This is a genomic window from Flavobacterium sp. CBA20B-1 (genome assembly GCF_028473145.1).
Lineage (GTDB): Bacteria > Bacteroidota > Bacteroidia > Flavobacteriales > Flavobacteriaceae > Flavobacterium.
The window spans coordinates 440,189-463,911 of record NZ_CP092370.1; the positions used below are offsets into that span (position 1 = coordinate 440,189).

Genomic DNA, 23,723 nt, shown 5'->3' on the forward strand with positions numbered 1-23,723 from the left:
GAATCGTTCTTTATTTATTTTCATCAACATCCTGTAAAAGTAAGGTGTTGGAAACATTTAATCGCTGGTTAAGCCATTTTTTTATCTTAGCGATATCGGGTTTTTTTTCAGCATCTTGTAAATGATACAAAACCACCCAATCAATTTTGGCACTATCTGTACCTGAGTATTTTTCAATTTTTCCCAACGAAACTTCTTTTAATTCAGGGAAAAGCACATTAATTTCTTTTACCAAGCCAGGCTCGTTTACTTTGTATTTATTTAATTCTTGGCGCAGGTTGTTAATGGTTACATCTTTTTCAGAAAGTGTAGCGTTTTGTTTGTTTACTTCGCTTAAAATTTCAGCTTTTAAATCGGCATCGTCTTGTCTAAAAATCATTTGGGTGTTTGTAAGCCCTGTTTCCTGTAACATTTTGTTATACAAAGCCATATCCTCTTTGCTCAACTTTTTATTTAAAAAAGCCAATTCCACTTTTTTCGGATTGCTGTTATACGATAGTTTTTTATAGATAACCGTGTAGCCACGGCTGTTGAATTCCGTATTAATGAAATCGTCAATATTTTTATTGAATTTTTTTTCTTGATACAGATTATAAGCCAAATAAAAACTTGGTATAATCATCACCATCATTAAAGTAGAAATACCATAGCGAATTCTTTTTTCGTTTTTTGGATCGATAGCAGCCGATGCCGGGTATTTTAAGTATTTAATTACAAAAAATGTAGCCAAACATATAAAAAAGCAGTTGATGGTATACAAATAGAAAGCTCCTGCAAAATAAGAGAAATTAAAAGTAGCCAAGCCATAACCAGCAGTACACAAAGGCGGCATCAATGCGGTTGCAATGGCCACACCCGGAATTGGATTACCTTTTTCAACTCGGGTAAATGCAATCACACCTACTAATCCACCAAAAAAAGCAATTAATACATCGTAAATATTCGGAGAAGTTCGAGCCAATAGTTCTGATTGCACATCTTTAAACGGACTCAAATAAAAGTAAAAAGCCGAAACAAATAAACTTACAGCTGTGGCAATTAATAAATTTTTTATCGATTTTCTTAACAGCACAAAGTTGTATGTTCCCAATGCTAAACCTGCTCCTAAAATAGGACCCATTAAAGGCGATATAAGCATGGCACCAATCACCACTGCTGTTGAATTTACGTTTAAACCAATTGATGCAATTATGATTGCACAAGCCAAAATCCATAAATTAGATCCTCTAAAAGAAATGTTTGCAGTAACATTTTCTAAAACTTTTTCTTTATCTTCTTCACCATAGTGCAGATTGATAAAATCTAACAGTTTATTGCTCATTAAACATTATTTTAGTTGTTCTTTTTTGCCTGTTTATTGAGAACAATATATCCCAAAACACCACCAATAATCGATGCCACAAAAATACCTATTTTGGCTTGAATCATATATTCTTCATGTTTAAAAGCCAATGAAGTCACAAACAATGACATGGTGAAACCGATGGATGCCAATAAGCCCAAACCAAACAAGTTTCGCACATTCATACCAGCGGGAAACGATGCAATTTTTAATTTCACCAAAAGCATGGTAAAACCAACTACTCCCACAACTTTTCCTACTAATAACCCAAGTGCCACACCCAAAGCTACATTGGTGCTAAATAAATGTTCAAAATCAATATCCAAAGAAACGCCCGCATTTGCCAACGCAAAAATTGGAATGATGATAAAGGTTACCATTGGGTGCATGGCATGTTCTAATCGTTGCAAAGGCGGCGTGGCGGCCACCGTATTTTCTTTAATCTCGTCTAAAACATGCAACTGTTCGTTTGTTAATGTAGGTTTGGTGTTGTCGGGGTCTAAGCTCTTGAATTTATCCAATAAATATTGTATGCTAGAGCTGAATACTTTTTCATCTATTTTTACATTTGCCGGAATGGTAAAAGCTGCTAAAACGGCTGCGATTGTGGCATGAACACCCGATAATAAGAATGTTGACCACACGCCACCAATTCCCAGAATGGCATAAAACAAAATGCTTCTAACCCCCAATTTGTTTCCAATATACATGGCCATTAAAATCAGTATGCCCACAACCAAATAATACATTGATATTTCGGATGTATAGAAAAATGCAATTACCAATACAGCTCCTAAATCATCTACAATTGCCAATGCGGTTAAAAACACTTTTAACGTTAACGGAATACGGTTTCCAAGTAAATAGAGCACTCCTAGCGCAAAAGCAATATCGGTTGCCATAGGTATTCCCCAACCGCTGTGCACTTCGCCCGATGGGTTTAATGATAAATAAATAATCGCCGGAACCACCATACCGCCCAAAGCAGCTGCAATTGGCAACAATGCTTTTCGGGGATTTGATAATTCGCCACCCACAATTTCGCGTTTTAATTCTAAACCAACCACAAAAAAGAAAATAGCCATTAAACCATCGTTGATCCAATGATGCAGATTGTATTCAAAATAAGTGTTTCCGTCTAACTGAAACCCAAATTTATGCTCTAAAATATGATGGTATTCGTCAGCAAAAACAGAGTTTGCTAAAAACAACGCGATAATTACACTGATTCCTAAAACAATTCCCCCAGATTTTTCTTGTTTAATAAAACTTTGAATAGGCGATACTATTTTTTCTATAGGGGTCTTCCTTTTGTGCTCCATTTAGTTTCCTTTTTTAAATTAATTGGGTAATTAAAAAATAAATTATGTGGTGCAAAAATAAGGAATTATAAGTTAATCTTTCGTAAAATCGTTCAATATCAAGTGGTCTACTATATAAACTCTTTGTTTCTTGCTTCCTATTTATTGCTTTTTCTAAAAAAATCACGTTCTTTAGCAATTAAAATCATAGAAGCTGCATTGATGATTAATTATTATGTTGTTTTAGAAATTCCTAATTTTTCAGAGGAGACCGTTATAAAGAAAGCTTACCGAAAGCTTTCCAAAAAATACCATCCCGATGTGAACAAAGATCCGTTTGCCCACACTTATTTTTTGAAAATAAACGAAGCATATGATTTTTTAATGGATGCCAATAAGCGGTTTCTATTGCATCAATACCTTCACACGGTGCAACATGCAGCTGCCACAAACTCTCAAGAAACCAACCATGTGCACCAAAAAGCAGTTGCACCCGATATTTTGCTTTTTGCTGTTGATAAAAAGTATTTTAAAGTGGGCGATTATATACTGTTGCAATGGAACATATCCAACTGCCGAAGGGTGCATATTAGTTTGTTGGGTGATGTGCATTTTTCGGGAACACACTACATTAAAATGGAACATTTCACCGAAGAATTTATCATTTTAATGACCGTGGAAGCAACAGATGGAACATTGTATAAATACCAAATTAAACTTTTGTACGACAACAGCAATCCTGTTCAAGCGGCCTTTGAAAAAATAAAAGCTCAATTTCCGCAGGTTGATGAAATTCATTTTAAAAAAGAATCATTTTTTGGAATGAATGCCCGAATAAACGGCAATGAATTTAAAAATCGAATGCTTTTTCTTGGAACTTTGCAAGCAATTTGCCTTGTGTTTTTTATTTTAACTTCCTTAAAAGTAATTTTGTTTTTACTAGGATTAATCCTTTTTTGGTTGACCTTCGCCCAACTTTATAAACGGGCACACGACACCTTGGCATACAAAAATAAAGTATATTATTTATTCGTCCCTTTTTATAATTTATATATTGCCGCCCAGCTTTTTAAAACACCTACCGAGCCTGCTGTAAATGAATTTGGAATGCTTCCAACCGCATCAAAACATACTTTTTTAGGTTGGATACAGCAGCGAATTGGAACAATAAACCAGCATTTAACAAAGCTTCAAAAAATATCAATGGGTAGCTTTGTGCTGCTTTGGTTAGTAGTTTTTATCAAAGCTTCTGTTACCTACAACGAACAACCCATGCAGCTCACAAATCATTATACCGAAACTTCGCGCCCTTCTAAACAAAGTGGTATAAACGTTGATTATTATCTAGTTTTTAACGAAAAATATGCTGTAAATGTGAGCGAAGACCAATTTTACCAAATCGTTCATCGCAAAGCATACAATCGGTTTGCCTTGGCACAAGAGCGTAGTGGAGAAGTGGCATACGTTCGCATGACCAACTCAGAAACCCAACAAACCGATAAGTTGCGTTTTGGGGTGTTGCAAAGTTCCAATCCATTGTTGCTGTTAGTGAGTTTGTTGTTTTTAAGTCAGTTATATGTTTGGCAAAATTTAACAGCACCAAAAGAAAAATCTTTTGCAAATGGATATATGATATTTGCACTTCTATTTTATCTGTATGGTATTCTTGTAACTGTTTTTTAAAAAGTGTACGATTAAGAATGGATTATTTAGGCATCTTCTTTTTAAAAGGAATCAAATAGCTCACTGTGTAACCAAAGCCCACGCCAATATTGCCGCTGTATTTTTGATCAAACCCTGGATAATACAAGTTTTCAAAACCGTCGGGTTGTTTTTGAAACAGCAAACCTTTTAAACGAACGTTCATACCAATGAACACATTTTGTGCCACTTCGGTTTTAATTCCAACCACCAATTCCAACCAATGCGCAGAAAGTCCGGTTGATTTCAATTCTGGATATTGCAGCTCTTCATCAAAATATGCCGTACCGGTATTCACACGGTAGCGGTGCAAGGTTTGGTTGTGTAAACTTAACCCATATCGTCCGCCTACAAAAATAAGGTTGTTCATATCCAACCAATTCTTGTGAAAGTTTTTTTCGGCCCCAATTTTTAAAAACATACCGCTGGTGGTAAACGAAAGTTGTTCATCTTCTTGAAAACGGTCTTCAAAACCCGCTTCGGCAGCCAAATACCAATTTTTATTGTAGCGGTAATCAGCAACCACTTCAAATCCCTTGTAGTTTTTATCCCAAATGTTCCGAGAAGCCTTCACCAAATCAGTACCAATACGCAATCCGTAAACTTCTGGATATACCTTTTGAGGTGCTTTTTGTTGAGCCGAAATTTTTGCAGTTATCAGCAAAAGCAAACTAATAGTAAATCTGAATGTGCGCATTGTTGTTGTTTGAAATTTCGTTTGTTACTTTAAAAATATTTTCAATCCAGCCATCACTGGAAGTATTGGGTAATTTTACACTGTTAAAATTGTAGAAAACCGTTTTGTAGCCACAAGCTTTTGATACATAAAACGCTTCGGGGGTATAGGTAAACCGCAATTGATCGTTTTTCAAAATGGTATCATTTGACGAATTTAATTGATGCAAACGAATATTCCAAACGGTTTCAGTAGTGTTTATTTGCAACGGAATTTCTATTTTAGAAGTGTTTCTAAACACAATTGTATCTGTATAACCTTCCACAAAAATACTGATTTTGGGAGCTGGTTTTAACAATTGCGAATCAAGCCGATCAAATAAATCAATCACCACATTGGGCGTAACCGACTCGCCGCCCACACAAATATCATCTTTTTCGCAAGCTGAAAATGCAAAAAGGCATAGAACAACACATGTTAGTTTTTTCATAGGGTACTAATATGCGGTAAAAATACAAAATCATTTTGTAAAAAAAGCAGAGGTGAAACAGGTCTTATTAATTTGTTGAAAAATCAATAAACAATACAAAATGTAGTATCACCAAATGAATCGCATGCGTTTTTTTTTGTAAATCAATACCATTTTTATAGTATTTTAATAGTTCGTTTTGTATCTATCTATTATTTGTTTATTTTTAACAAAAACTATTCATTTATGAACATATTTCATGTACTTATTTTATTCTTAAGTTGCCAAATAATGGGAGCGCAAACCAATGATTATAAAATTACCTACAAACGCTTTGAAGATAATCTTAAAAAAGACGCTATTTTGTATGTAAAACAAGGTGAACCAACGGTAATGCACATTATTTCAGCCTCTACTGTTCCTGTAAAAGTGATAAAAGACACCACTTATATAGATGAAAACGGTGCTACGGTATGGAAAAAAGGCACTGGTTCTACAGATTATAGTAAATTTCCAGATGATTATATAAAAGTAGATCATATAGCCAATAAAATAGAAATGATTAAAGATGTTCAAAAGAGGAATTTCTTGGTTACAGATGAGCTGAATTATATGTGGAACATAACAAACGAAACCAAAAAAATTCAAAATTATACGTGTTACAAAGCCACCACTTCCTTCCGTGGGAATACTTTTGAGGCGTGGTTTACGCCCGATATTCCTATAAATGCAGGACCTTGGAAATGGTACGGTTTGCCAGGTCTTATTCTAGAAGCCACCGATACAGACAAAAGTGTGGTTTTTAAAATAGAAAAAATGGAACAACTCACAGTCGTAATACCGTTTCCTTCAAAAGGATTAGAAAAAATAACTTTGCAGCAGTATTTTAAAAAGGGAGATGAAGCAATGGATGCTCTCTTGGTAGAAATGAGTAATGACCGAACTACTAAAATCACTTATACACCTTTAGGTAGATTTGGCTTGGAACGGGTTTACGAATGGGAACAAGAACCCCAAAAACAATAGCATATTTATAGTATTTTAACATAATTTTTTGTGTTTTGTTTTTGTAATTTGTAATTTTTTTAGTGCATTAGCTTGCGTAGCTTTTGCTGGAAGCAGTTTTGCTTCAAATGAGATTGTTTGCAACTTATCAAAAATTGAAACTAATGAAGTAAAAGTTTTCAAAAATTTTGATGACTATGCAGGTTTGTGTACAGTTGTTGTTGAAATTTATGACAAAGCTACGGGAAAGTTATTGCATAGGTCAACACATACAAAGATTACAGAAACACCGAAAGAATGTGACGATTGGGGATATCAACTAAAGATGACTATAATGTTTAGATACATGATCTTACAACCTTCACCTCAATTTTAAAAAAGAATACTAATATCTGCTATACCAAAAAGGTATGGCAGGTATTAATACCAATTTAAAATGCATTTTTATGAAGTATAAAATTTTGATTGTTATGTTTTGTGTATTTAATTTTATGAAAATACAATCACAAAACATAATTGTAAGCTATCAAGAAATATTTAATGTTCATTTGCCTATTAACAATAATTCAAATTTGCTAATAACCGATATGCTCAGTTATTACATCATCAATCATAACTCAAAAAGCGAAGAATATAATGTTGAAAACGATATGAGTAATGAAGGTAAAAATACGGTTCAATATTTTGTTGGAAATGAGCAAAGTGTTTTTGTTAAAAACTTAAATAAAAATATCATTGAATATAATCAAATGTTAGGTAACAATCAATACATAATAACAGATTCGCTTCCTAATATTCAATGGAATATAACTAAAGAAGAAAAACATATAGCAAATTATAGAGTATTAAAGGCTACTACAAAATTTAGAGGGAGAAATTGGGAAGCATGGTTTACTCCAGACATACCTGTTAGCGCAGGGCCATGGAAATTATCAGGTTTGCCGGGTTTAATTTTACAAGCATATGATACTACCAAAACGTATCAATTTGTTGCTAAGAAGATAAACTATGCTGATTTTAAACCACCAATTTTCTCAACTAATAAAAAGGTGGCCTTAAAGGATTTTATCAAATTAGAAAAAGAAAATTATGAAGCTTTCCTTAGTTTAATTCAACCAGATAGATCTAGTAACGAATCTATGACAGTTGATGAACTTCCTAATTCAGATAGAGAACTCCTCTACGAATGGGAAGAACAACCTTTAAAACAATAGCATATTCATGGTGTTTTAACATATTTTTTTTTATTTTGTTTTTGTAATTTGTAATTTGAATTTTTTTTAGTGCTTTAGCTTGCGTAAGTAGAGCAACTTCTACATTAAAATTCGTTCAATAATAAATTGTAGCTGGATGCACTATTGCGTCCAGCTTTATTAAATTTTATCATGACTAAAACAATATCAATATTTCTTTTTCTGTTTTTTTCAATATCGGGTCATACGCAAAATGATTTATACTTCATTTATAAAAATGTTTATAATACTGATTATCCACTTGAAAGGCAATCGGTTGTGAAGTATAATGAAACACACAATTCGGTTGTGTATAATGAGATAATGAGTTCCACAAAACATCAAACAGCATTAAATCAAATTACGCAAGAAGAAAATAATATTACAGTTAGAACACCAAACGCAGATTCCTATTTAACGAATAATTCAGGCACAATAAATTTTACTAAAAAATATGGTCTTAATACCATTGTTAGTGTTGCCGATAGTGTTTCCTTTCAATGGCAACTTACAAACGAGAAAAAATTGATTAACGGATATGAATGCTACAAAGCCCAATCCAATTTTAGAGGACGAACATGGGAAGCTTGGTATTGTCCTAAAATAGCTGTGAACTATGGTCCCTGGAAATTTTGGGGATTGCCCGGACTAATTTTTGAAGTTTCTGATACCAACAAAATTTATAATTTTTTCTTAACCAAAATAGAAAAACAGCTAGATATGAATATCGAATATCCTAATCAATATAAACAAATTACACTTAAAGAGTTGATTTTAAATGAAGAATATGAAGGTGTGCTAGATAATTTAGACAGAAATGTAGAAGTAGAGGTAAATTTTGTAAGAAAAACCCCAGAACTCATCTACGAATGGGAAGAAGAACCTAAAAAACAATAGCATATTTATAGTGTTTTAACATAAAAATTTTGTTTGTATTATTATTATTATTATTGAATCATAAAAAAAATTAATTTAATTTATTATGAAAAAAATGTTTTTAAGTGCATTAGCTTGCGTAGCTTTTGCTGAAAGCAGTTTTGCTTCAAATGAAGTTGTTAAAAAAAATATTTTAACAATTACAGAAGAAAGTAATAGTATTTTAGATGATTTCAAATTTTCGGAGAGCCCTTGCCAGTTTGGAATTACAGTTACTACACCTGATGGGGAATTTTTAGATGGTTTCATAGGAATTGGAAGTGAAGGAGGTACACCTTGTATAAACTTCATTGCAGAAGAACTCCATAGAATGCGTGAACTTTACCCAGGTGCTATAGTAAACGTAAACATTGTTAGAATGTAGTAAAACTATTTAAAGCAACACTAATCATTTCAAGATTAGTGTTGTTAATTTTTAAAAATCTAATAAAATGAAAAAAAAATCTTTTACTATTATTTTTTGTTTATTTATAGCGTGTTATTCTTTCGGTCAATCTAATGGTATTTTAATTGAGTATCTTCAAGTTTTTGATACAGAAGTACCTGTTGAAATGAAAGGTTATTTATACGCTTTACCTTCAGAAGCAATTTATGAAGAGTTACTTGAAACAAGAAGACCTTTAAGTGAAAAAATTGTAAAAAATGAAAATGAAGTTGTTGAAGTTTATCAGCCTTTAATTAATGATAACAAAATATTTAATGTTGATATTAATAATAAAGATGTAGAATATTTTGAATATTTAATATCATCTAAAAAATCTAAAATCACAGATGAATTCTCCATAAAGTGGACCACTCTTAATGAAAAAAAGATGATAAATGATATTGAGTGTTATAAAGCAACTACCGATTTCAGAGGAAGAAAATGGGAAGCTTGGTATGCACCTTCAATTCCTTATTCATTCGGACCTTGGAAATTTTATGGCTTACCAGGTTTAATCATTTCCATTCATGATGAAAGTAAACGTTATAATTTTGCAGTTAAAAAAATTGAAAACCTCAAAGAAAATATTTACAATGACAAATTAAAACAATTTAAAAGCATTAAATATGATGTGCAACAAACGTTAAAACAATTTGTTTTGGAAAGAGAAGAAATTGTGGAATCAGCTTTTTCTAGTGGTGCCACTGAAAGAGGAACTGAAATCATCAGGGAAAAAAGAAAACGATCAGGAATAGAACCAATTTACGAATGGGAAGAACAACCAATTGAATATTAGTGTTTTTTTAACATAATAAAGATTATTTTTTTATTAATATTGAGTTAGTAACTAAAAAATGCAAAACTGTATTTCATAACTTTTGTAGAAAGATAAATCAAAATGAGTAGCAAAATAGAATTATGAAAGCCACTAGAATTACATACATTTTTATGCTAGTGTATTTTACAGCACAAGCTTCTTTTTCACAGAAGCTTGTTACTATTGATTATACCTCATATTATGATTTAAACTTTCCCAAAAAAATACCTTCACAGTTAATTTACAATAACAACGAATCAATTTTTGTAGAGTATATAAGCAAAGCTGAAGATTGGGATAGTCAAAATGTAACAGACAGTATTCTAGGGATTTCCTTAGCAGGTTTTGAACAAACATTTAGTAGTCCCATCACTTCTGAGAGTTTTTTTTATCGTATCAATATCCAGCCACAAACAATTCTATTTAATGAGATCTATAAAGCACAAAACGCTTGGATAAAAGATGAATTTGAAAAAATAGAATGGAAAATAACAACAGAAACCAAAAATATTGCAAGTTTAAAATGCTATAAAGCAATAGCAAACTTTAGAGGTAATGTTTGGAACGCTTGGTTTTCGTATGATTTACCAGGATCTTTTGGTCCTTGGAAACTTTCTGGTTTACCAGGTACCATTTTACAGGCAAGCACATCAAATAAAAAAATTCAGTTTATAGCAAATAAAATCAGCTATTCAAATGAACCGATTACAATAACGCCCGTAGTAAAAAATGATCTTGTTAAGTTTAAAGATTTTATTGAATTTAAATACAATCTAACTCCAAATGCAGACTTAAGTCGCGGAGAATTGCCTCAAAATATCCTTTTTCGAGATCCCTTAGAACCAATCTACGAATGGGAACAAGAACCCCAAAAACAATAGCATATTTATAGTATTTTAACATAAAAATTTGGTTTGTATTATGGTTGTTGTTATTATTGCATCATCTAATTATTGCGCAAGAGAAGATAGTAGGAAAAAATTGCAACAGCTACTTTAAAAAACTGCAAGCAAAAAAACCAAATAATAATAAACGATTATGCGTAAAGTATTTTTAAGTGCATTAGCTTGCGTAGCTTTTGCCGGAAGCAGTTTTGCGTCGAATGAAGTTGTTAAAGATTGAAGAGTTAAAAAGCATCAATGAATCAACAACTGAACATTTAGATCAACCAGACGGTCTTAAAGAATGTATTGTTGTTGTGAATTATGTTGACGAAAATGGTAATAAACGATCAATTACTTATAAAAATTGGTTCAACGACTCTAGATCAGGAGATTTTCAGTGTTATAATTTTGCATTAATGATTCAAAGACAGTATGATCCAAGTAGAGCAACTTCTACATTAAAATTCGTTCAATAATAAATTGTAGCTGGATGCACTATTGCGTCCAGCTTTATTAAATTTTATCATGACAAAAACAATATCAATATTTCTTTTTCTGTTTTTTTCAATATCGGGTCATACACAAAATGATTTATACTTCATTTATAAAAATGTTTATAATACTGATTATCCCCTTGAAAGACAATCGGTTGTGAAGTATAATGAAACATACAATTCGGTTGTGTATAAAGAAATAATGAGTTCAACAAAACATCAAACAGCATTAAATCAAATTACGCAAGAAGAAAATAATATTACAGTTAGAACACCATACACAGATTCCTATTTAACGAATAATTCAGGTACAATAAATTTTACTAAAAAATATGGTCTTAATACCATTGTTAGTGTTGCCGATAGTGTTTCCTTTCAATGGCAACTTACAAACGAGAAAAAAGTGATTAATGGATATGAATGCTACAAAGCCCAATCCAATTTTAGAGGACGAAAATGGGAAGCTTGGTATTGTCCTAAAATAGCTGTGAACTATGGTCCCTGGAAATTTTGGGGATTGCCCGGACTAATTTTTGAAGTTTCTGATACCAACAAAATTTATAATTTTTTCTTAACCAAAATAGAAAAACAGCTAGATATGAATATCGAATATCCTAATCAATACAAACAAATTACACTTAAAGAGTTGATTTTAAATGAAGAATATGAAGGAGTGCTAGATAATTTAGACAGAAATGTAGAAGTAGAGGTAAATTTTGTAAGAAAAACCCCAGAACTCATCTACGAATGGGAAGAAGAACAAAAAAAGTAAACCTATAAATGCCAAAAACACTAATAACCCTATTGCTAATACTACTCACAACCGTTTCTTTGTACTCACAAACTGTTTGCAAAGGAACGGTTGTTTCTGTGGCTAAAGAACCCATTTCAAATGCATCGGTTTTAATAAAAAATACCGAAGATCATATTTTGCAGTTTGGTTTTACCAACGCACAAGGCAGTTTCAGCATTCAAACCGAAAACGAAGGCAGCTTTGTGGTAGAGGTAAACAAAATGGGCTTTGAAAAGCAACAACAACCCATCACCATTACCAAAGACAAAAAAGAATACAACCTACTGTTTACGTTAGAAGAAAGCAATGAAGTGTTAGAAGATTTGGTCATAGAAATCGATAATCCCATACAGCTGCGGGGCGACACCCTTAGCTACGACGCTAAAGCGTTCAGCACCGGCCGCGAAGTGGTAGTAGAAGATTTACTGAAAAACATTCCGGGCATTACCGTTGAAAAAGACGGTAAAATAAAGTTTGAAGACACCGAAATTGAAAAAGTAATGGTAGATGGCGACGATTTTTTTAACCGTGGGTACAGCATTCTTACCAAAAATATGCCCAACAAACCGCTTGATAAAGTGCAGGTTTTACGCCGTTACAGCAACAATAAATTATTAAAAGGAGTTGAAGAAAGTAACAAAGTCGCGCTAAACCTAACGATTGATGAAGAATACAAAGACTTGTGGTTTGGCGATATCAGTGCCGGTTATGGTTTGGCTACAGAAAACCGCTATGAAGTTTCGGGCAACTTGATGAACTTCAGTAAAAAATATAAAAACTTTTTAACCTACGGTTTAAACAATGTGGGTCAAGACCGTGTGGGATCTTTAGAGAGCATGTTTTACAACAATTACGAAGTAGAATCTATTGGAAATGGCGGACAGCTGTATCAGCTAATGGGTTTATATGGTGCAAGAGCCGGTCAGTTAAAAGACCACCGCACCCGCATCAATAATGCCGAACATGTTTCGCTGAGTTCAATTGTGCCCATAACCGAAAAGTTAAAAATAAAAGCAGTTGGTTTTCTTGGATTCGATGAAAACTATGCTTTTAACAACAGTTACAGCATTACCAATGTGGGTGCAACGTATTTTGAAAACACCGAAAACAACCTGTTTAAAAGTCATTTAAAAAGTGGTTATGTGAATCTTTTAGCAACCTATGATGTTTCTAAAACCCAAATGCTGCAAGTTAGTTCGGTTTATAATCAAGGAAATACCAACAATACCAACGATTTAACATTTAATGGCAAAAATACTTTAGAAAATCTGCAAACTAACAACACCTTTTTCGATCAAAAAATCACTTATACCCACAAATGGAACGATAAAAATGTTGTATTGCTAAAAACCAGGTATTTTACCAACAAGTTGCCGCAATTTTACAGCATCAACGATTATTTAATGGGCGATTTGTTTGCGTTTGATGCAACGGCAATGAACAACGACATCACCAACAACAAAACATTCGCAGGCATTGAAGCCGATTTTAAACTGAAACAAAAAAACAACGATTTAATTGAATTTCAAGTAGGATATGAGCATCACAACCAATCCATGAATACTGTTTTTCAATTGTTTAATGATTCGGAAATTGTTCGCCCCGATGGATTTCAAACCGATAGTTCGTTTACCTTGAGCAATTTCTATGCAAAAAGCGGATACACTTGGAAATGGAACACCTTTAAAGTTTCGGGTAGGGCAGAAGCACATCAATTGTTCAATAGTTTTTCTACCATACAAACCAATAAAAAACAGCATCCTTTTTATGTGAATCCTTCCGTACATTTCATGTGGGATGTAACGCCTACGCATCATTTCAACGGATCGTACATGATTAATTTTAACAATACTTCGTTTGTTGATGTGAACGATACGTATTTGTTAACATCCTCACGAAGTTTCTCAAAAGGTTTGGGGCAATTCCGCCTTACCGATTCGCAAATGGCAAATATCGGATACAGCATTCGCCACTATTTAAACCGCTATCGTTTTTCGTTAAATTTCAATTACAGCAAGCAAACCAATGTGCTTACCAATCGCAGTTTTATTGAACAAAACAGCTCGCTAAGCGAAAGTGTTTTTATAAAAGGCGGCGATACTTTTGGAGTGAATTTTGCAAGTAATTTTTATTTTAGAAAGATAAAAAGCAACTTAAAACTTGAAAGTAATTACACCTATTCCACATCATTTAACGAAGTAAACAATTCCGGACTACGCAAAAACAATTTTGCCAATCAGCGCTACAATATGGAATGGCGCACCAGTTTTAAAAGCCCGTTCAATTTTCATATCGGCAGCGAATGGAATCGTTTCAAAGTAAAATCGCCCGATTTTGAAAACAGCTTTACAAACGTTTTCAACTTTTTAGATGTGTATTATAAAATTGGGGAATTATTAGATATTAAAGCAGTAACCGAACATTACTATTTTGGCAATTTAGCAGCTAACCAACGCAACCATGTTTTTCTAGATTTCGAAGCCACTTATAAATTTAAAGGCGATAAATACACCTTGAGTTTACGAGGAAATAATTTGTTTAACAAGCAAAATTTCACAACTTTCAATGTGAGCGATATTGGTTACAGCAGTACTAGCTATCGTTTAATGCCTCGTTTTTTGTTGCTAACCGCAAAATACAGGTTCAGTTTATAAAAAAAGCAGCTCAAAAGCTGCTTTTCACTATGATCGTTTTTCTAATAAAACTACATTTTCCACGTGATGTGTTTGCGGAAACATATCCACAGGTCGCACACGAACCACCTTATACATTTCGTCCATCAAAGCTAAATCTCTGGCTTGCGTTGCCGAATTACAGCTTACATAAACCACACGTTCCGGAGCAATTTTTAAAATTTGAGCCACCACATCTTTGTGCATACCATCGCGCGGCGGATCGGTAATAATTACATCAGGTTGCCCATGTTGCTCTATAAAAGCATCATTAAACACATTTTTCATATCGCCCACAAAAAAATCGCAATTGGTAATATTGTTGCGTTCGGCATTCACTTTTGCATCGGCAATTGCTTCTGGAACTGCTTCCACACCAATTACTTTTTTTGCATTTTTCGATACAAACTGTGCAATGGTTCCTGTTCCGGTATATAAATCATACACCAGTTCGTTGCCTGTTAAACCTGCAAAATCCCTGGTAATACTGTATAATTCGTATGCTTGATCTGAATTGGTTTGATAGAACGATTTGGCATTAATACTGAATTTTAATCCTTCCATTTCTTCTAAAATATAATCACGACCGTGGTAGCAAATTACGTTTTGATCGTATATGGTATCGTTTAATTTACTGTTGATCACATATTGAAGCGATGTAATTTCAGGGAAACGATTTTTTAAGAAATCAAGCAACAATTCACGTTTCTTTTTATCTTCTTTAAAAAATTGAATCAAAACCATGATTTCTCCGGTTGATGCTGTTCTGATCATCAATGTGCGCAACAAACCGGTATTTTCACGTGGATTGAAAAATTCCAGACCATTTTCATTGGCAAAATCACGAATTTCGTTGCGAATAGCATTGGAAGGATCTTGCTGCAAATAACATTTTTTAATGTCTAGAATTTTATCCCACATTTTTGGAATATGAAAACCTAGTGCATTTTCCTTACCCAACTCTTCGCCCGATTTAATTTCATCATCGGTTAACCAGCGTGCATTTGAAAAAGAAAACTCCATTTTATTGCGGTAGAAAAATTGTTCTTTCGAACCTAAAATTGGTTCAAACTGCGGAAGTTCAATTTTTCCGATTCTTTTTAAATTATTCTCCACTTCTTGGTGTTTGTAGCCCAACTGAAATTCGTAACCCATGTTTTGCCATTTACAGCCACCACAAGCTCCAAAATGCTCACAAACAGGTTCAACACGCTGTGAAGATAATTTGTGAAAAGCCACGGCTTTACCTTCGTAATAAGCCTTACGCTTTTTAAAGGTTTGAACATCCACCACATCGCCGGGAACAACATTCGGAATAAAAATGATTTTACCATCGGGAGCTTTTGCAACCGAAACGCCTTTTGCGCCTGCATCAAGTACTTCTACGTTTTCGAATACGATTTTATCTGTTTTTTTTCGTGCCATGCTGCAAAAATACTAATTGTTTGTATAAAACGTAAATTGTAGTGTTATTTATATTGTTTATAAAATTTAATCACTAAAATAATCTTCAGCAGTTCTTGAACCTTGTTTGTTGGCAGAGTAAATGAATATAATAGTCTGTGACATTTACTTTAAAAACTTTTGAAATTCTTTTTTCTTTAAGGTAAACCCTTGTGTTTTTAAAATTTTTCCGTCGGTGGATACAATCGCAAAATAAGGCTGACTTTGATTTTTAAAACGCTCTTCTTGTATCTTCATATAAAAAGCGCCATACGTTTTCATTAATTTTCCTGTTTTTTCATTTTTTGTAATGTGTTTTTTAGGAACTTCTTTCTTCTCATCCACAAATAATGTTACGGTATAATAATTTGCATTTAAAAAATCTAGTATGTCATTGTCATATAAAAAAGCATCTTCCATTTTTCGTGAATTAACATCCGCATAAGCGGTAAAATAAATCAGTAAAGGTTTACCCCAAATTTGTGCAGTTAAAAGCAACTCATCGTAATCAATTATTTGGGCATCAGAAAAAAAAGGAGTTTCTTCAGCCAAGGGTTCTTCATCATTTATCATAGAATCAGCAAGTTTATTAAATTCATCTATCATGTCGCCATAAGTTTCAAATTGATCAGGATCTTCTTTAATAACTTGGTAAATGGCATCAACAGCACGTTCATCCTTTACCAATCTTAATAAAATTTGACTGTCTGCCTCCCAGTTAGCAAGATCAATTTTTTTACTGCGTAAGGTTATAAAATCATTATAAAAGACAACTGATTCTTTATATTCAGAAGTTGCTTTCATTTTTAAGACTTCATCTAATAACTTTTGATAGGTTACCATTTCAGAATCTTCGTTTAACCAGCCAATAACCAATGTTGCTAAAAAAGGAGGCTGACCCAAAAAAAGAATGTCTGTTTCGTCTAATCCACAATCGGTAAGCTTAGAAAAGTTTGTTGTAAGTTCCAACTGTGTTTTTTCTAAATCATCATATAGATTGATTTTCTGCGCTAATAGTTGTGTACAGTCGGTTTGCGCTTTTAAAGAAATGGTTGATAAAAGTAGAAATAGTGTACTAAATAATAGTTTCATAAGCGTTTTTAAGTTGTAATTAAAAGCTTCAAATATAAAATATTCACTAGCAACATCGTATTTTAATTTACAATTTTACAGAAAAAAATGTCAATTTGTGGGTTTCCACATCGCATTTTCCTTTGTTTTCATTTCTTTTGCTTTTTTACATTTAGTATATTTACCTTCTAAAATTATGACCCACTACCTTTAAATATGAAATTACAATTCAAAGAACAAAATTTTCAAATACAGGCGGTTGAGGCTGTTGTAAAGTGCTTTGAAGGGCAGACACTGAAAACCAATAGATTTACCCTGGAAAAAACGGCCGAAATTTTACGCAAAGCTCGTGAGCAAGCTAAAGGCATTGCAACATTAGGGTATGAAGTAGACGAATTGATTGGTTACAGAAACAGCACCATACAAATTACAGAATCCCAAGTTTTTGATAATATCGTCCGCGTTCAAAGAGAACATTACCTCATCGAAAATCAAAAAATTGATACCGTTACAAGTGCAAATATTGGCTACAACTTCACCATTGAGATGGAAACCGGTACGGGTAAAACCTACACCTACATCCGTACAATGTATGAGCTGAACAAAAAATATGGCTGGAGCAAGTTTATCATTATCGTTCCGAGTATCGCTATACGAGAAGGGGTTTTCAAAACCTTTGAATTAACGCAGGATCATTTTCAGGAACTTTACGGGCATAAAATAAGTCCGTTTATTTATAATTCTTCCCGTCCGCAAGATATAGAAACCTTTGCCTCAGACGGGCGCATCAGCGTTATGGTGATCAACACCCAGGCTTTTGCTGCAAGAGGTGCCGATGCAAGACGTATTCATCAGGAATTAGATCATTTTGGATCACGGCGACCGATCGATATTATTGCACAAACCAGACCTGTTATCATTATAGATGAGCCACAATCTGTGGGTAAAGAAGGTTCGGTTACGCTGAAAAGTATGGAAGATTTTCATCCGCTGTTCACTTTGCGATATTCTGCTACGCATTTGGAAGAATACAACAAAATTTTCCGTTTAGATGCGCTGGATGCTTACAATAAAAAGCTTGTAAAGAAAATTCAGGTGAAAGGAATTAATTTAAAAGGATCTTCCGGCACAACGGGATATTTGTATCTGGAATACATCAGGCTGAGTGCCAATAAACCGCCAATGGCTATTTTAGAATACGAAGAAAGATCGGGCAACGGTGTTAAACGTGTACGAAAACCAATTGCTCAAGGGACAGATTTATTTGAAATCTCTGGCGGCTTACCGGCTTATAAAAACTGTTTGGTCACAGAAGTCAACGGTTATTTGAATAAAATTGTGGTCAATGGTCAGGATATTTATCCCGGCGATATCATCAATGATAAAGACGAATTGGCTTTTCGCAGAATTCAAATCAGGGAAACCATTCTTTCGCATTTGCAAAAGGAGAAAATCTTGTTTGAAAAAGGCATTAAAGTACTTTCTTTATTTTTCATTGATTCTGTGGAGAAATACCGGAAGTATGATGAAATGGGCGAAGAAGTTTTGGGTGAATATGCGCAGATCTTTGAAGAAGAATACAGAAATGCCATCAACCAGTTTATCGATTTATTCCGTCAGGATTATACCGATTATGTGATTGAAACCGACATCAACAAAACCTCAAAAGTCTATGCACCGGGAAATTATTTAGATTATCTGCAACGTGATGATGCAGACCGCGTGCATAACGGTTATTTTTCCATCGATAAAAAAGGCAAACCTGTAGACCCGACTATCAAAAGAGGAAGTGAAGATTCGGATGACGTTTCTGCCTATGATTTGATAATGAAAGATAAAGAACGCTTGTTGAGTTTTGAAGAACCCACGCGTTTCATCTTTTCGCATTCGGCTTTGAAGGAAGGTTGGGACAATCCAAATGTATTTCAAATCTGTGCATTGAAAAATGTGGACAGCGCAAGCCAAACCAGAAGACGGCAGGAAGTGGGGCGTGGAATGCGTTTGGCGGTGGATAAAAATGGGGTCCGCCAGGATTTTGAACTCGTGGGATAACAGGTACACGACCTCAATATATTGACCGTAATTGCCTCTGAAAGTTATGAAGAATTTGCCTAAGGCCTGCAAAACGAAATCGCAAAATCTCTCAAAGAACGTCCTGTAAAAGCAGATACCAAATTCTTTCTGGGTAAAATATTGACCAATGAACACGGCGAAACCTTGCGCCTTACCGATGAAGATGCTAAAAAACTCAATAAGTTTCTCTACAAACACGATATTCTGGATGATGATGATAAAATTACCCCCGAAGGAAAAGAACTGATCGAGAAAAACGAAGTTCCTGTTCCCGAACACTTAACCGTTTACGCTACTGCCATCAGTCAACTGTTGCAAACCGTGTACAATGGCGAAGGCATCAAACCTGAAAATGCCAGCGAAACCGTTCCGCTCACCATCAATAAAAATTTTGCCAAAAAAGAATTTCAGGAGCTTTGGAAAAAGATCAGTCTGAAAACCGTTTATGAAGTGAAATTTGATACAGATACCTTAATAGACGAAAGCAGAATACGCATTGATGCAGACCTGCATATCTCTGAAAGAAAATACGAAATCAAGACGGGTGAAATGAAGGAGGTTTCTAAAGAAGATTTGAAAGAAGGAACTGCCATTAATGTAACCAAGACAGATGCTAAAAAACTTTCTGCCGACCTCTACAACGATGTGGCTTATGACATCGTGGGCGAAATAGAAGCATTAACCAACTTAAAGCGAAGTACGATTGTACAAATTCTCAAGAAAATAAAACCCAACACTTTTGCTTTTTTGCGCAAAAACCCCGAAGAATTTATCGCCAAATCTGCAAGGCTCATCAATGAAACCAAGGCTTCGCTCATCATCAATAATATTGCCTATCAAAAAACAGAAGAATATTTTGATGCCAAAACCGTTTTTACCAACGGAAAAAATGTATTGCGTACCCAAGAACTGCTTCAAAAACATATTTACGACTATTTGGAAACCGATTCTACAATAGAGAAAGAATTTACCAAAAATCTGGAACAGGCTACCGAAGTGATCGTCTATGCCAAATTGCCCAAAGGCTTTTACATAGCCACACCTGTTGCCAATTACAGTCCCGATTGGGCGATCGTTTTAGACAATGAAAAAGTAAAACACATTTACTTTATAGCCGAAACCAAAGGTTCTGAAAATGAGAATGATTTACGGGGCGTAGAAAAACTAAAAATACATTGTGCCAAAGAACATTTTAAAAGCATTAGTAATGGCGAAGTAAAATTTGATGTGATAACCACGTACAGTAAATTATTGGATATTGCACAATTGCGGTAGTTGCAAGGCACGCCTTGGGTAGATACAAGGCACGCCTTATACCTCTGTCAACAACAACAAACTAAGGATGAATAAAAACAATTAATTTGGATAAATATCAAAATAAATACAGAATCCCTTCTGCCCGCGCCACTTGGTGGAATTACGGTTGGGCAGGTGCCTATTTTATTACAATATGTACCAAAGGTAGAAAACATTATTTTGGGCATATTGAAAATAAGAAAATGACATTATCTCATTGCGGACTATTGGCAGATGTATTTTGGCACGAAATTAAAAACCACACCACCAATATAGAATTAGGCGCATTTGTGGTAATGCCCAATCATATCCACGGCATTTTGATTTTAAATGGTGATAATAATTTGGTGATTGATAATGATTCCGCAATCGATCCCCAATCCGAATCCCAAAAACGATTCCGAAATCCCGGAAAAAATACCGCATCATCCATTATTGGCGGATACAAATCTGCCGTTACCAAACACGCCAATAGATTAGGATTAGAATTTGGCTGGCAAACCAGATTTCACGACCATATTATTCGCAATGATGCAGAATACCAACGTATTAATGATTATATAGAAAACAACCCTAAAAATTGGAACGATGATAAATTCTATTGATAAATGATAAATGATCGATTTTTTCGCAATGGATTTCAATGCAATACAATCAATCCAATCCAATTTAATCCAATCCAATCCAATTATGTACAGACAAGGCATGCCTTGTCTCTAGCAGATCGCGGATCGCGGATCGCGGATCGCGGATCGGATCGGGGCGGATCGGATCGGGGCGGATCGGGGCGAATCAAATCAAATCGAATCAAATCAAATCGAATCGAATCAAATCGTATCGGAACGAATCAAACCAAACCAAATCAAATGAATTAAAACAATCTATCCAATCGAAATAAAAAAAACAAAAACAATGAACGATAAATCTGTACACACAGGGCAAGCCCTGGATATGAAATCCACCGACATCACCAGCCTGAACATAGAAAAAATAGCTGCCCTTTTCCCCAACTGCGTTACCGAAACGGCAGAAGGAAAACGAATTGATTTCGATTTGCTGAAACAGGAATTATCCAACCAAATTGTAGAGGGCAACAAAGAACGGTACCGACTGGAGTGGCCGGGCAAGCGCGAAGCCATTGTTACCGCCAATATCCCCACCACCAATACTTTGCGGCCGGTGCGGGAAGATTCTGTAGATTTTGATACTACCGAAAATATCTACATAGAAGGCGACAACCTGGAAGTGCTGAAACTCTTGCAGGAAAGCTACCTTGGCAAGATAAAAATGATCTACATAGACCCGCCTTACAACACGGGGAAAGATTTTGTGTACAAAGACAATTTTGCCAAAGACGGCGACGAAGAACTCTTTGAAAGCGGACAAAAAGACGAATACAACCAAAAATTAGTACAAAACCCCGAAACCAGCGGACGCTACCACAGCGACTGGCTTTCTATGATGTACCCACGCCTAAAACTGGCAAGAAATCTATTGACCGATGATGGCGTTATTTTTATTTCTATCGGTTCTGATGAAATAGCAAACTTAACAAGAGTATGCGACGAAATTTTTGGTGAGACAAATAGAATAGCAATTGTAGGTAGACAAGCGAAATCAGGTGGGAATAAGGGGAGATTTTTCTCGCCTAACATTGAGTATCTTCTTGTTTACTCAAGGAACATTACTAACGTTAATAGCTTTAGTGACGATATGGATCCCCAGCTTATAAAAAAAGTTTATACAAAAGTGCAAGTTGATGGCGAAAGAAAAGGCGAAAAGTATAGAGCAATGGGATTATATCAATCATCATTGGACGCTAGAGCAAATCAACGATATTTTATTGAAGCCCCAGATGGTTCTTTAGTTATTCCTCCTGGTTCAGAGTTACCCGCAATAAAAAAAGAAGGAGAAAAAATAGTTCCTAAAAATATAGAAGATGGATGCTGGAGATGGACTTATGAAACATATCTTTTAGAAAAAGCAAAAGGAAATATAGAATTTTCAAAGACAAATAGTAAAGTTTTGGTAGATGAAAATGGTGGGTTTTCCGAGTGGAATTTAAATACTAAAATATGGTTAAAAGATAGACAAGAAGCTGGCCAGTTACCTAATGATTTAATTTTAAAGTACGAAAATCGACATAGTGCTAAGGAATTGAAAGATTTAGAAATCCCATTTGATTTCGCAAAACCAACTGGACTAATTAAATATTTAGCAAAAATATCTCAAACAGGTGATAACGATATAATTCTTGACTTCTTCTCAGGTTCCGCCACCACCGCCCACGCGGTAATGCAACTTAATGCAGAAGATGCTTCGACAGGCTCAGCACAAGTTGGCAAGCGCAAATACATAATGGTGCAACTTCCCGAAGCCACCGATGAAAAAAGCGAAGCCTACAAAGCCGGTTACAAAAATATCTGCGAAATAGGCAAAGAAAGAATTCGCCGTGCTGCCAAGTCAATTTCGAATGAGGAAATTACGAATTACGAATCCAAAAAGAATACATTAGAAAAGATGATTGGAAAATCTTTAGTGGAGAAAGATGATGAAATTTCTTTTCCAAATGATGCAATCATCGATGAAAAAGCGGAAAATTTATTACAGGAACTTCGCAATTTAAAATTCGCAATTCGTAATTCAGACAAAGGTTTCCGTGTGTACCGTTTAGACAGTTCCAATATGCAGGATGTGTATTACAAACCGCAAGATTATACCCAAAATACGCTGGACCTTTTTGCAGACAATGTAAAAGAAGGCCGCACGGCAGAAGATTTGGTAACGCAGATAATGCTCGATTGGGGATTGCCATTGTCCCTGCCTATAGAACGCAAAACCATTTCGGGTAAAGAAGTGTATGCCGTAGCCGGAAATTCGCTGTACTGCTGTTTTGACAAAGATATCGATGAAGCCTTTGCCAAAGAAGTAGCCAAAGACCAACCGATGCGTATTGTATTTAGAGATAAAGGTTTTAAAGATGATACTGCGAAGGAGAATGTGAAGCAGCTCATCAAACAATTAAGTCCGAATACGGAAATGAAAGTGATATAATTCTTAGAAAGGAGAAGTTCGCTTCTCCTTTTTTTATAAC

20 protein-coding genes are annotated in these 23,723 nt (G+C 34.6%); 14 read left to right on the top strand and 6 right to left on the bottom strand.

All coding sequences use genetic code 11. The annotated features are described in order from the left end of the window. Positions 1 to 10: 10 nt before the first annotated feature. Together MG290_RS02270 and nhaA are read right to left on the bottom strand one after the other, a co-directional pair. Positions 11 to 1,321: a DUF389 domain-containing protein gene (locus tag MG290_RS02270; protein ID WP_264562299.1), complete on the bottom strand. Its 1,311-nt coding sequence runs from the start codon at positions 1,319 to 1,321 to the stop codon at positions 11 to 13. Between the two features lie 11 nt (positions 1,322 to 1,332). Continuing rightward, positions 1,333 to 2,664, bottom strand: coding sequence for a Na+/H+ antiporter NhaA (gene nhaA, locus MG290_RS02275; RefSeq protein WP_264562300.1), 1,332 nt, complete (start codon positions 2,662 to 2,664; stop codon positions 1,333 to 1,335). Positions 2,665 to 2,766: 102 nt separating this feature from the next. On the opposite strand from nhaA, the gene MG290_RS02280 reads away from it, so the two are divergent. Further along, a complete protein-coding gene (locus tag MG290_RS02280) occupies positions 2,767 to 4,326 on the top strand; it encodes a DnaJ domain-containing protein (RefSeq protein WP_272586003.1) in 1,560 nt (519 codons plus the stop codon). Between the two features lie 22 nt (positions 4,327 to 4,348). Here MG290_RS02280 and MG290_RS02285 read toward each other — a convergent pair whose 3' ends face one another. Then, entirely contained in the window at positions 4,349 to 5,041 is a 693-nt protein-coding gene (locus MG290_RS02285; protein WP_264562302.1) for a DUF6048 family protein, read from the bottom strand. Then, complete coding sequence (locus MG290_RS02290) at positions 5,016 to 5,510, bottom strand: DUF6452 family protein (protein ID WP_264562303.1); 495 nt, start codon at positions 5,508 to 5,510, stop codon at positions 5,016 to 5,018. The genes MG290_RS02285 and MG290_RS02290 overlap by 26 nt, the downstream gene beginning before the upstream one ends. Positions 5,511 to 5,735: 225 nt before the next feature. Here MG290_RS02290 and MG290_RS02295 point away from each other — a divergent pair, with 225 nt between their 5' ends. The 9 genes from MG290_RS02295 (at position 5,736) to MG290_RS02335 (ending at position 14,728) form a co-directional block, all read left to right on the top strand. After that, entirely contained in the window at positions 5,736 to 6,515 is a 780-nt protein-coding gene (locus MG290_RS02295) for a GLPGLI family protein (protein ID WP_264562304.1), read from the top strand. 425 nt (positions 6,516 to 6,940) lie between these two features. Continuing rightward, positions 6,941 to 7,708 (top strand): GLPGLI family protein, encoded by a 768-nt coding sequence (locus MG290_RS02300; protein ID WP_264562305.1) that lies wholly within the window; start codon positions 6,941 to 6,943, stop codon positions 7,706 to 7,708. A gap of 171 nt (positions 7,709 to 7,879) precedes the next feature. Beyond that, positions 7,880 to 8,623: a GLPGLI family protein gene (locus MG290_RS02305; protein WP_264562306.1), complete on the top strand. Its 744-nt coding sequence runs from the start codon at positions 7,880 to 7,882 to the stop codon at positions 8,621 to 8,623. 85 nt (positions 8,624 to 8,708) lie between these two features. Continuing rightward, entirely contained in the window at positions 8,709 to 9,026 is a 318-nt protein-coding gene (locus MG290_RS02310) for a hypothetical protein (protein ID WP_264562307.1), read from the top strand. 67 nt (positions 9,027 to 9,093) lie between these two features. Further along, a complete protein-coding gene (locus MG290_RS02315) occupies positions 9,094 to 9,882 on the top strand; it encodes a GLPGLI family protein (RefSeq protein WP_264562308.1) in 789 nt (262 codons plus the stop codon). Positions 9,883 to 10,004: 122 nt separating this feature from the next. Then, positions 10,005 to 10,784 carry a GLPGLI family protein gene (locus MG290_RS02320; protein ID WP_264562309.1) on the top strand — a complete coding sequence of 260 codons (780 nt, stop codon included), beginning with the start codon at positions 10,005 to 10,007 and terminating at the stop codon, positions 10,782 to 10,784. A 197-nt stretch (positions 10,785 to 10,981) separates the two neighbouring features. Beyond that, on the top strand, positions 10,982 to 11,263 hold the full coding sequence (locus MG290_RS02325; RefSeq protein ID WP_264562310.1) for a hypothetical protein: 282 nt from the start codon (positions 10,982 to 10,984) through the stop codon (positions 11,261 to 11,263). A gap of 49 nt (positions 11,264 to 11,312) precedes the next feature. After that, positions 11,313 to 12,053 (top strand): GLPGLI family protein, encoded by a 741-nt coding sequence (locus tag MG290_RS02330; RefSeq protein ID WP_264562311.1) that lies wholly within the window; start codon positions 11,313 to 11,315, stop codon positions 12,051 to 12,053. A gap of 8 nt (positions 12,054 to 12,061) precedes the next feature. Next, positions 12,062 to 14,728 carry a TonB-dependent receptor gene (locus MG290_RS02335; RefSeq protein WP_264562312.1) on the top strand — a complete coding sequence of 889 codons (2,667 nt, stop codon included), beginning with the start codon at positions 12,062 to 12,064 and terminating at the stop codon, positions 14,726 to 14,728. 27 nt (positions 14,729 to 14,755) lie between these two features. Here MG290_RS02335 and rlmD read toward each other — a convergent pair whose 3' ends face one another. Together rlmD and MG290_RS02345 are read right to left on the bottom strand one after the other, a co-directional pair. After that, positions 14,756 to 16,171 (bottom strand): 23S rRNA (uracil(1939)-C(5))-methyltransferase RlmD, encoded by a 1,416-nt coding sequence (rlmD, locus tag MG290_RS02340; protein WP_264562313.1) that lies wholly within the window; start codon positions 16,169 to 16,171, stop codon positions 14,756 to 14,758. Between the two features lie 144 nt (positions 16,172 to 16,315). After that, complete coding sequence (locus tag MG290_RS02345; RefSeq protein ID WP_264562314.1) at positions 16,316 to 17,281, bottom strand: thioredoxin family protein; 966 nt, start codon at positions 17,279 to 17,281, stop codon at positions 16,316 to 16,318. Between the two features lie 195 nt (positions 17,282 to 17,476). Between MG290_RS02345 and MG290_RS02350 the strand changes: the two genes are divergently transcribed. The 4 genes from MG290_RS02350 (at position 17,477) to MG290_RS02365 (ending at position 23,683) form a co-directional block, all read left to right on the top strand. Beyond that, a complete protein-coding gene (locus MG290_RS02350) occupies positions 17,477 to 19,312 on the top strand; it encodes a DEAD/DEAH box helicase family protein (protein ID WP_264562315.1) in 1,836 nt (611 codons plus the stop codon). A gap of 141 nt (positions 19,313 to 19,453) precedes the next feature. After that, on the top strand, positions 19,454 to 20,608 hold the full coding sequence (locus MG290_RS02355; RefSeq protein ID WP_264562316.1) for a restriction endonuclease: 1,155 nt from the start codon (positions 19,454 to 19,456) through the stop codon (positions 20,606 to 20,608). A gap of 86 nt (positions 20,609 to 20,694) precedes the next feature. After that, entirely contained in the window at positions 20,695 to 21,234 is a 540-nt protein-coding gene (locus MG290_RS02360) for a transposase (protein WP_264562317.1), read from the top strand. A gap of 346 nt (positions 21,235 to 21,580) precedes the next feature. Continuing rightward, positions 21,581 to 23,683, top strand: a complete 2,103-nt coding sequence (locus tag MG290_RS02365) for a site-specific DNA-methyltransferase (RefSeq protein ID WP_264562318.1) — start codon at positions 21,581 to 21,583, stop codon at positions 23,681 to 23,683. Positions 23,684 to 23,723: the final 40 nt, after the last annotated feature.

What these genes read in the sequence shown, in the direction of transcription:
- MG290_RS02270 (WP_264562299.1), bottom strand. Translation starts at nt 1,321, where the DNA reads ATGAGCAATAAACTGTTAGATTTTATCAATCTGCACTATGGTGAAGAA.
- nhaA (WP_264562300.1), bottom strand. Translation starts at nt 2,664, where the DNA reads ATGGAGCACAAAAGGAAGACCCCTATAGAAAAAATAGTATCGCCTATT.
- MG290_RS02285 (WP_264562302.1), bottom strand. Translation starts at nt 5,041, where the DNA reads ATGCGCACATTCAGATTTACTATTAGTTTGCTTTTGCTGATAACTGCA.
- MG290_RS02290 (WP_264562303.1), bottom strand. Translation starts at nt 5,510, where the DNA reads ATGAAAAAACTAACATGTGTTGTTCTATGCCTTTTTGCATTTTCAGCT.
- MG290_RS02295 (WP_264562304.1), top strand. Translation starts at nt 5,736, where the DNA reads ATGAACATATTTCATGTACTTATTTTATTCTTAAGTTGCCAAATAATG.
- MG290_RS02300 (WP_264562305.1), top strand. Translation starts at nt 6,941, where the DNA reads ATGAAGTATAAAATTTTGATTGTTATGTTTTGTGTATTTAATTTTATG.
- MG290_RS02305 (WP_264562306.1), top strand. Translation starts at nt 7,880, where the DNA reads ATGACTAAAACAATATCAATATTTCTTTTTCTGTTTTTTTCAATATCG.
- MG290_RS02310 (WP_264562307.1), top strand. Translation starts at nt 8,709, where the DNA reads ATGAAAAAAATGTTTTTAAGTGCATTAGCTTGCGTAGCTTTTGCTGAA.
- MG290_RS02315 (WP_264562308.1), top strand. Translation starts at nt 9,094, where the DNA reads ATGAAAAAAAAATCTTTTACTATTATTTTTTGTTTATTTATAGCGTGT.
- MG290_RS02320 (WP_264562309.1), top strand. Translation starts at nt 10,005, where the DNA reads ATGAAAGCCACTAGAATTACATACATTTTTATGCTAGTGTATTTTACA.
- MG290_RS02330 (WP_264562311.1), top strand. Translation starts at nt 11,313, where the DNA reads ATGACAAAAACAATATCAATATTTCTTTTTCTGTTTTTTTCAATATCG.
- MG290_RS02335 (WP_264562312.1), top strand. Translation starts at nt 12,062, where the DNA reads ATGCCAAAAACACTAATAACCCTATTGCTAATACTACTCACAACCGTT.
- rlmD (WP_264562313.1), bottom strand. Translation starts at nt 16,171, where the DNA reads ATGGCACGAAAAAAAACAGATAAAATCGTATTCGAAAACGTAGAAGTA.
- MG290_RS02345 (WP_264562314.1), bottom strand. Translation starts at nt 17,281, where the DNA reads ATGAAACTATTATTTAGTACACTATTTCTACTTTTATCAACCATTTCT.
- MG290_RS02350 (WP_264562315.1), top strand. Translation starts at nt 17,477, where the DNA reads ATGAAATTACAATTCAAAGAACAAAATTTTCAAATACAGGCGGTTGAG.
- MG290_RS02365 (WP_264562318.1), top strand. Translation starts at nt 21,581, where the DNA reads ATGAAATCCACCGACATCACCAGCCTGAACATAGAAAAAATAGCTGCC.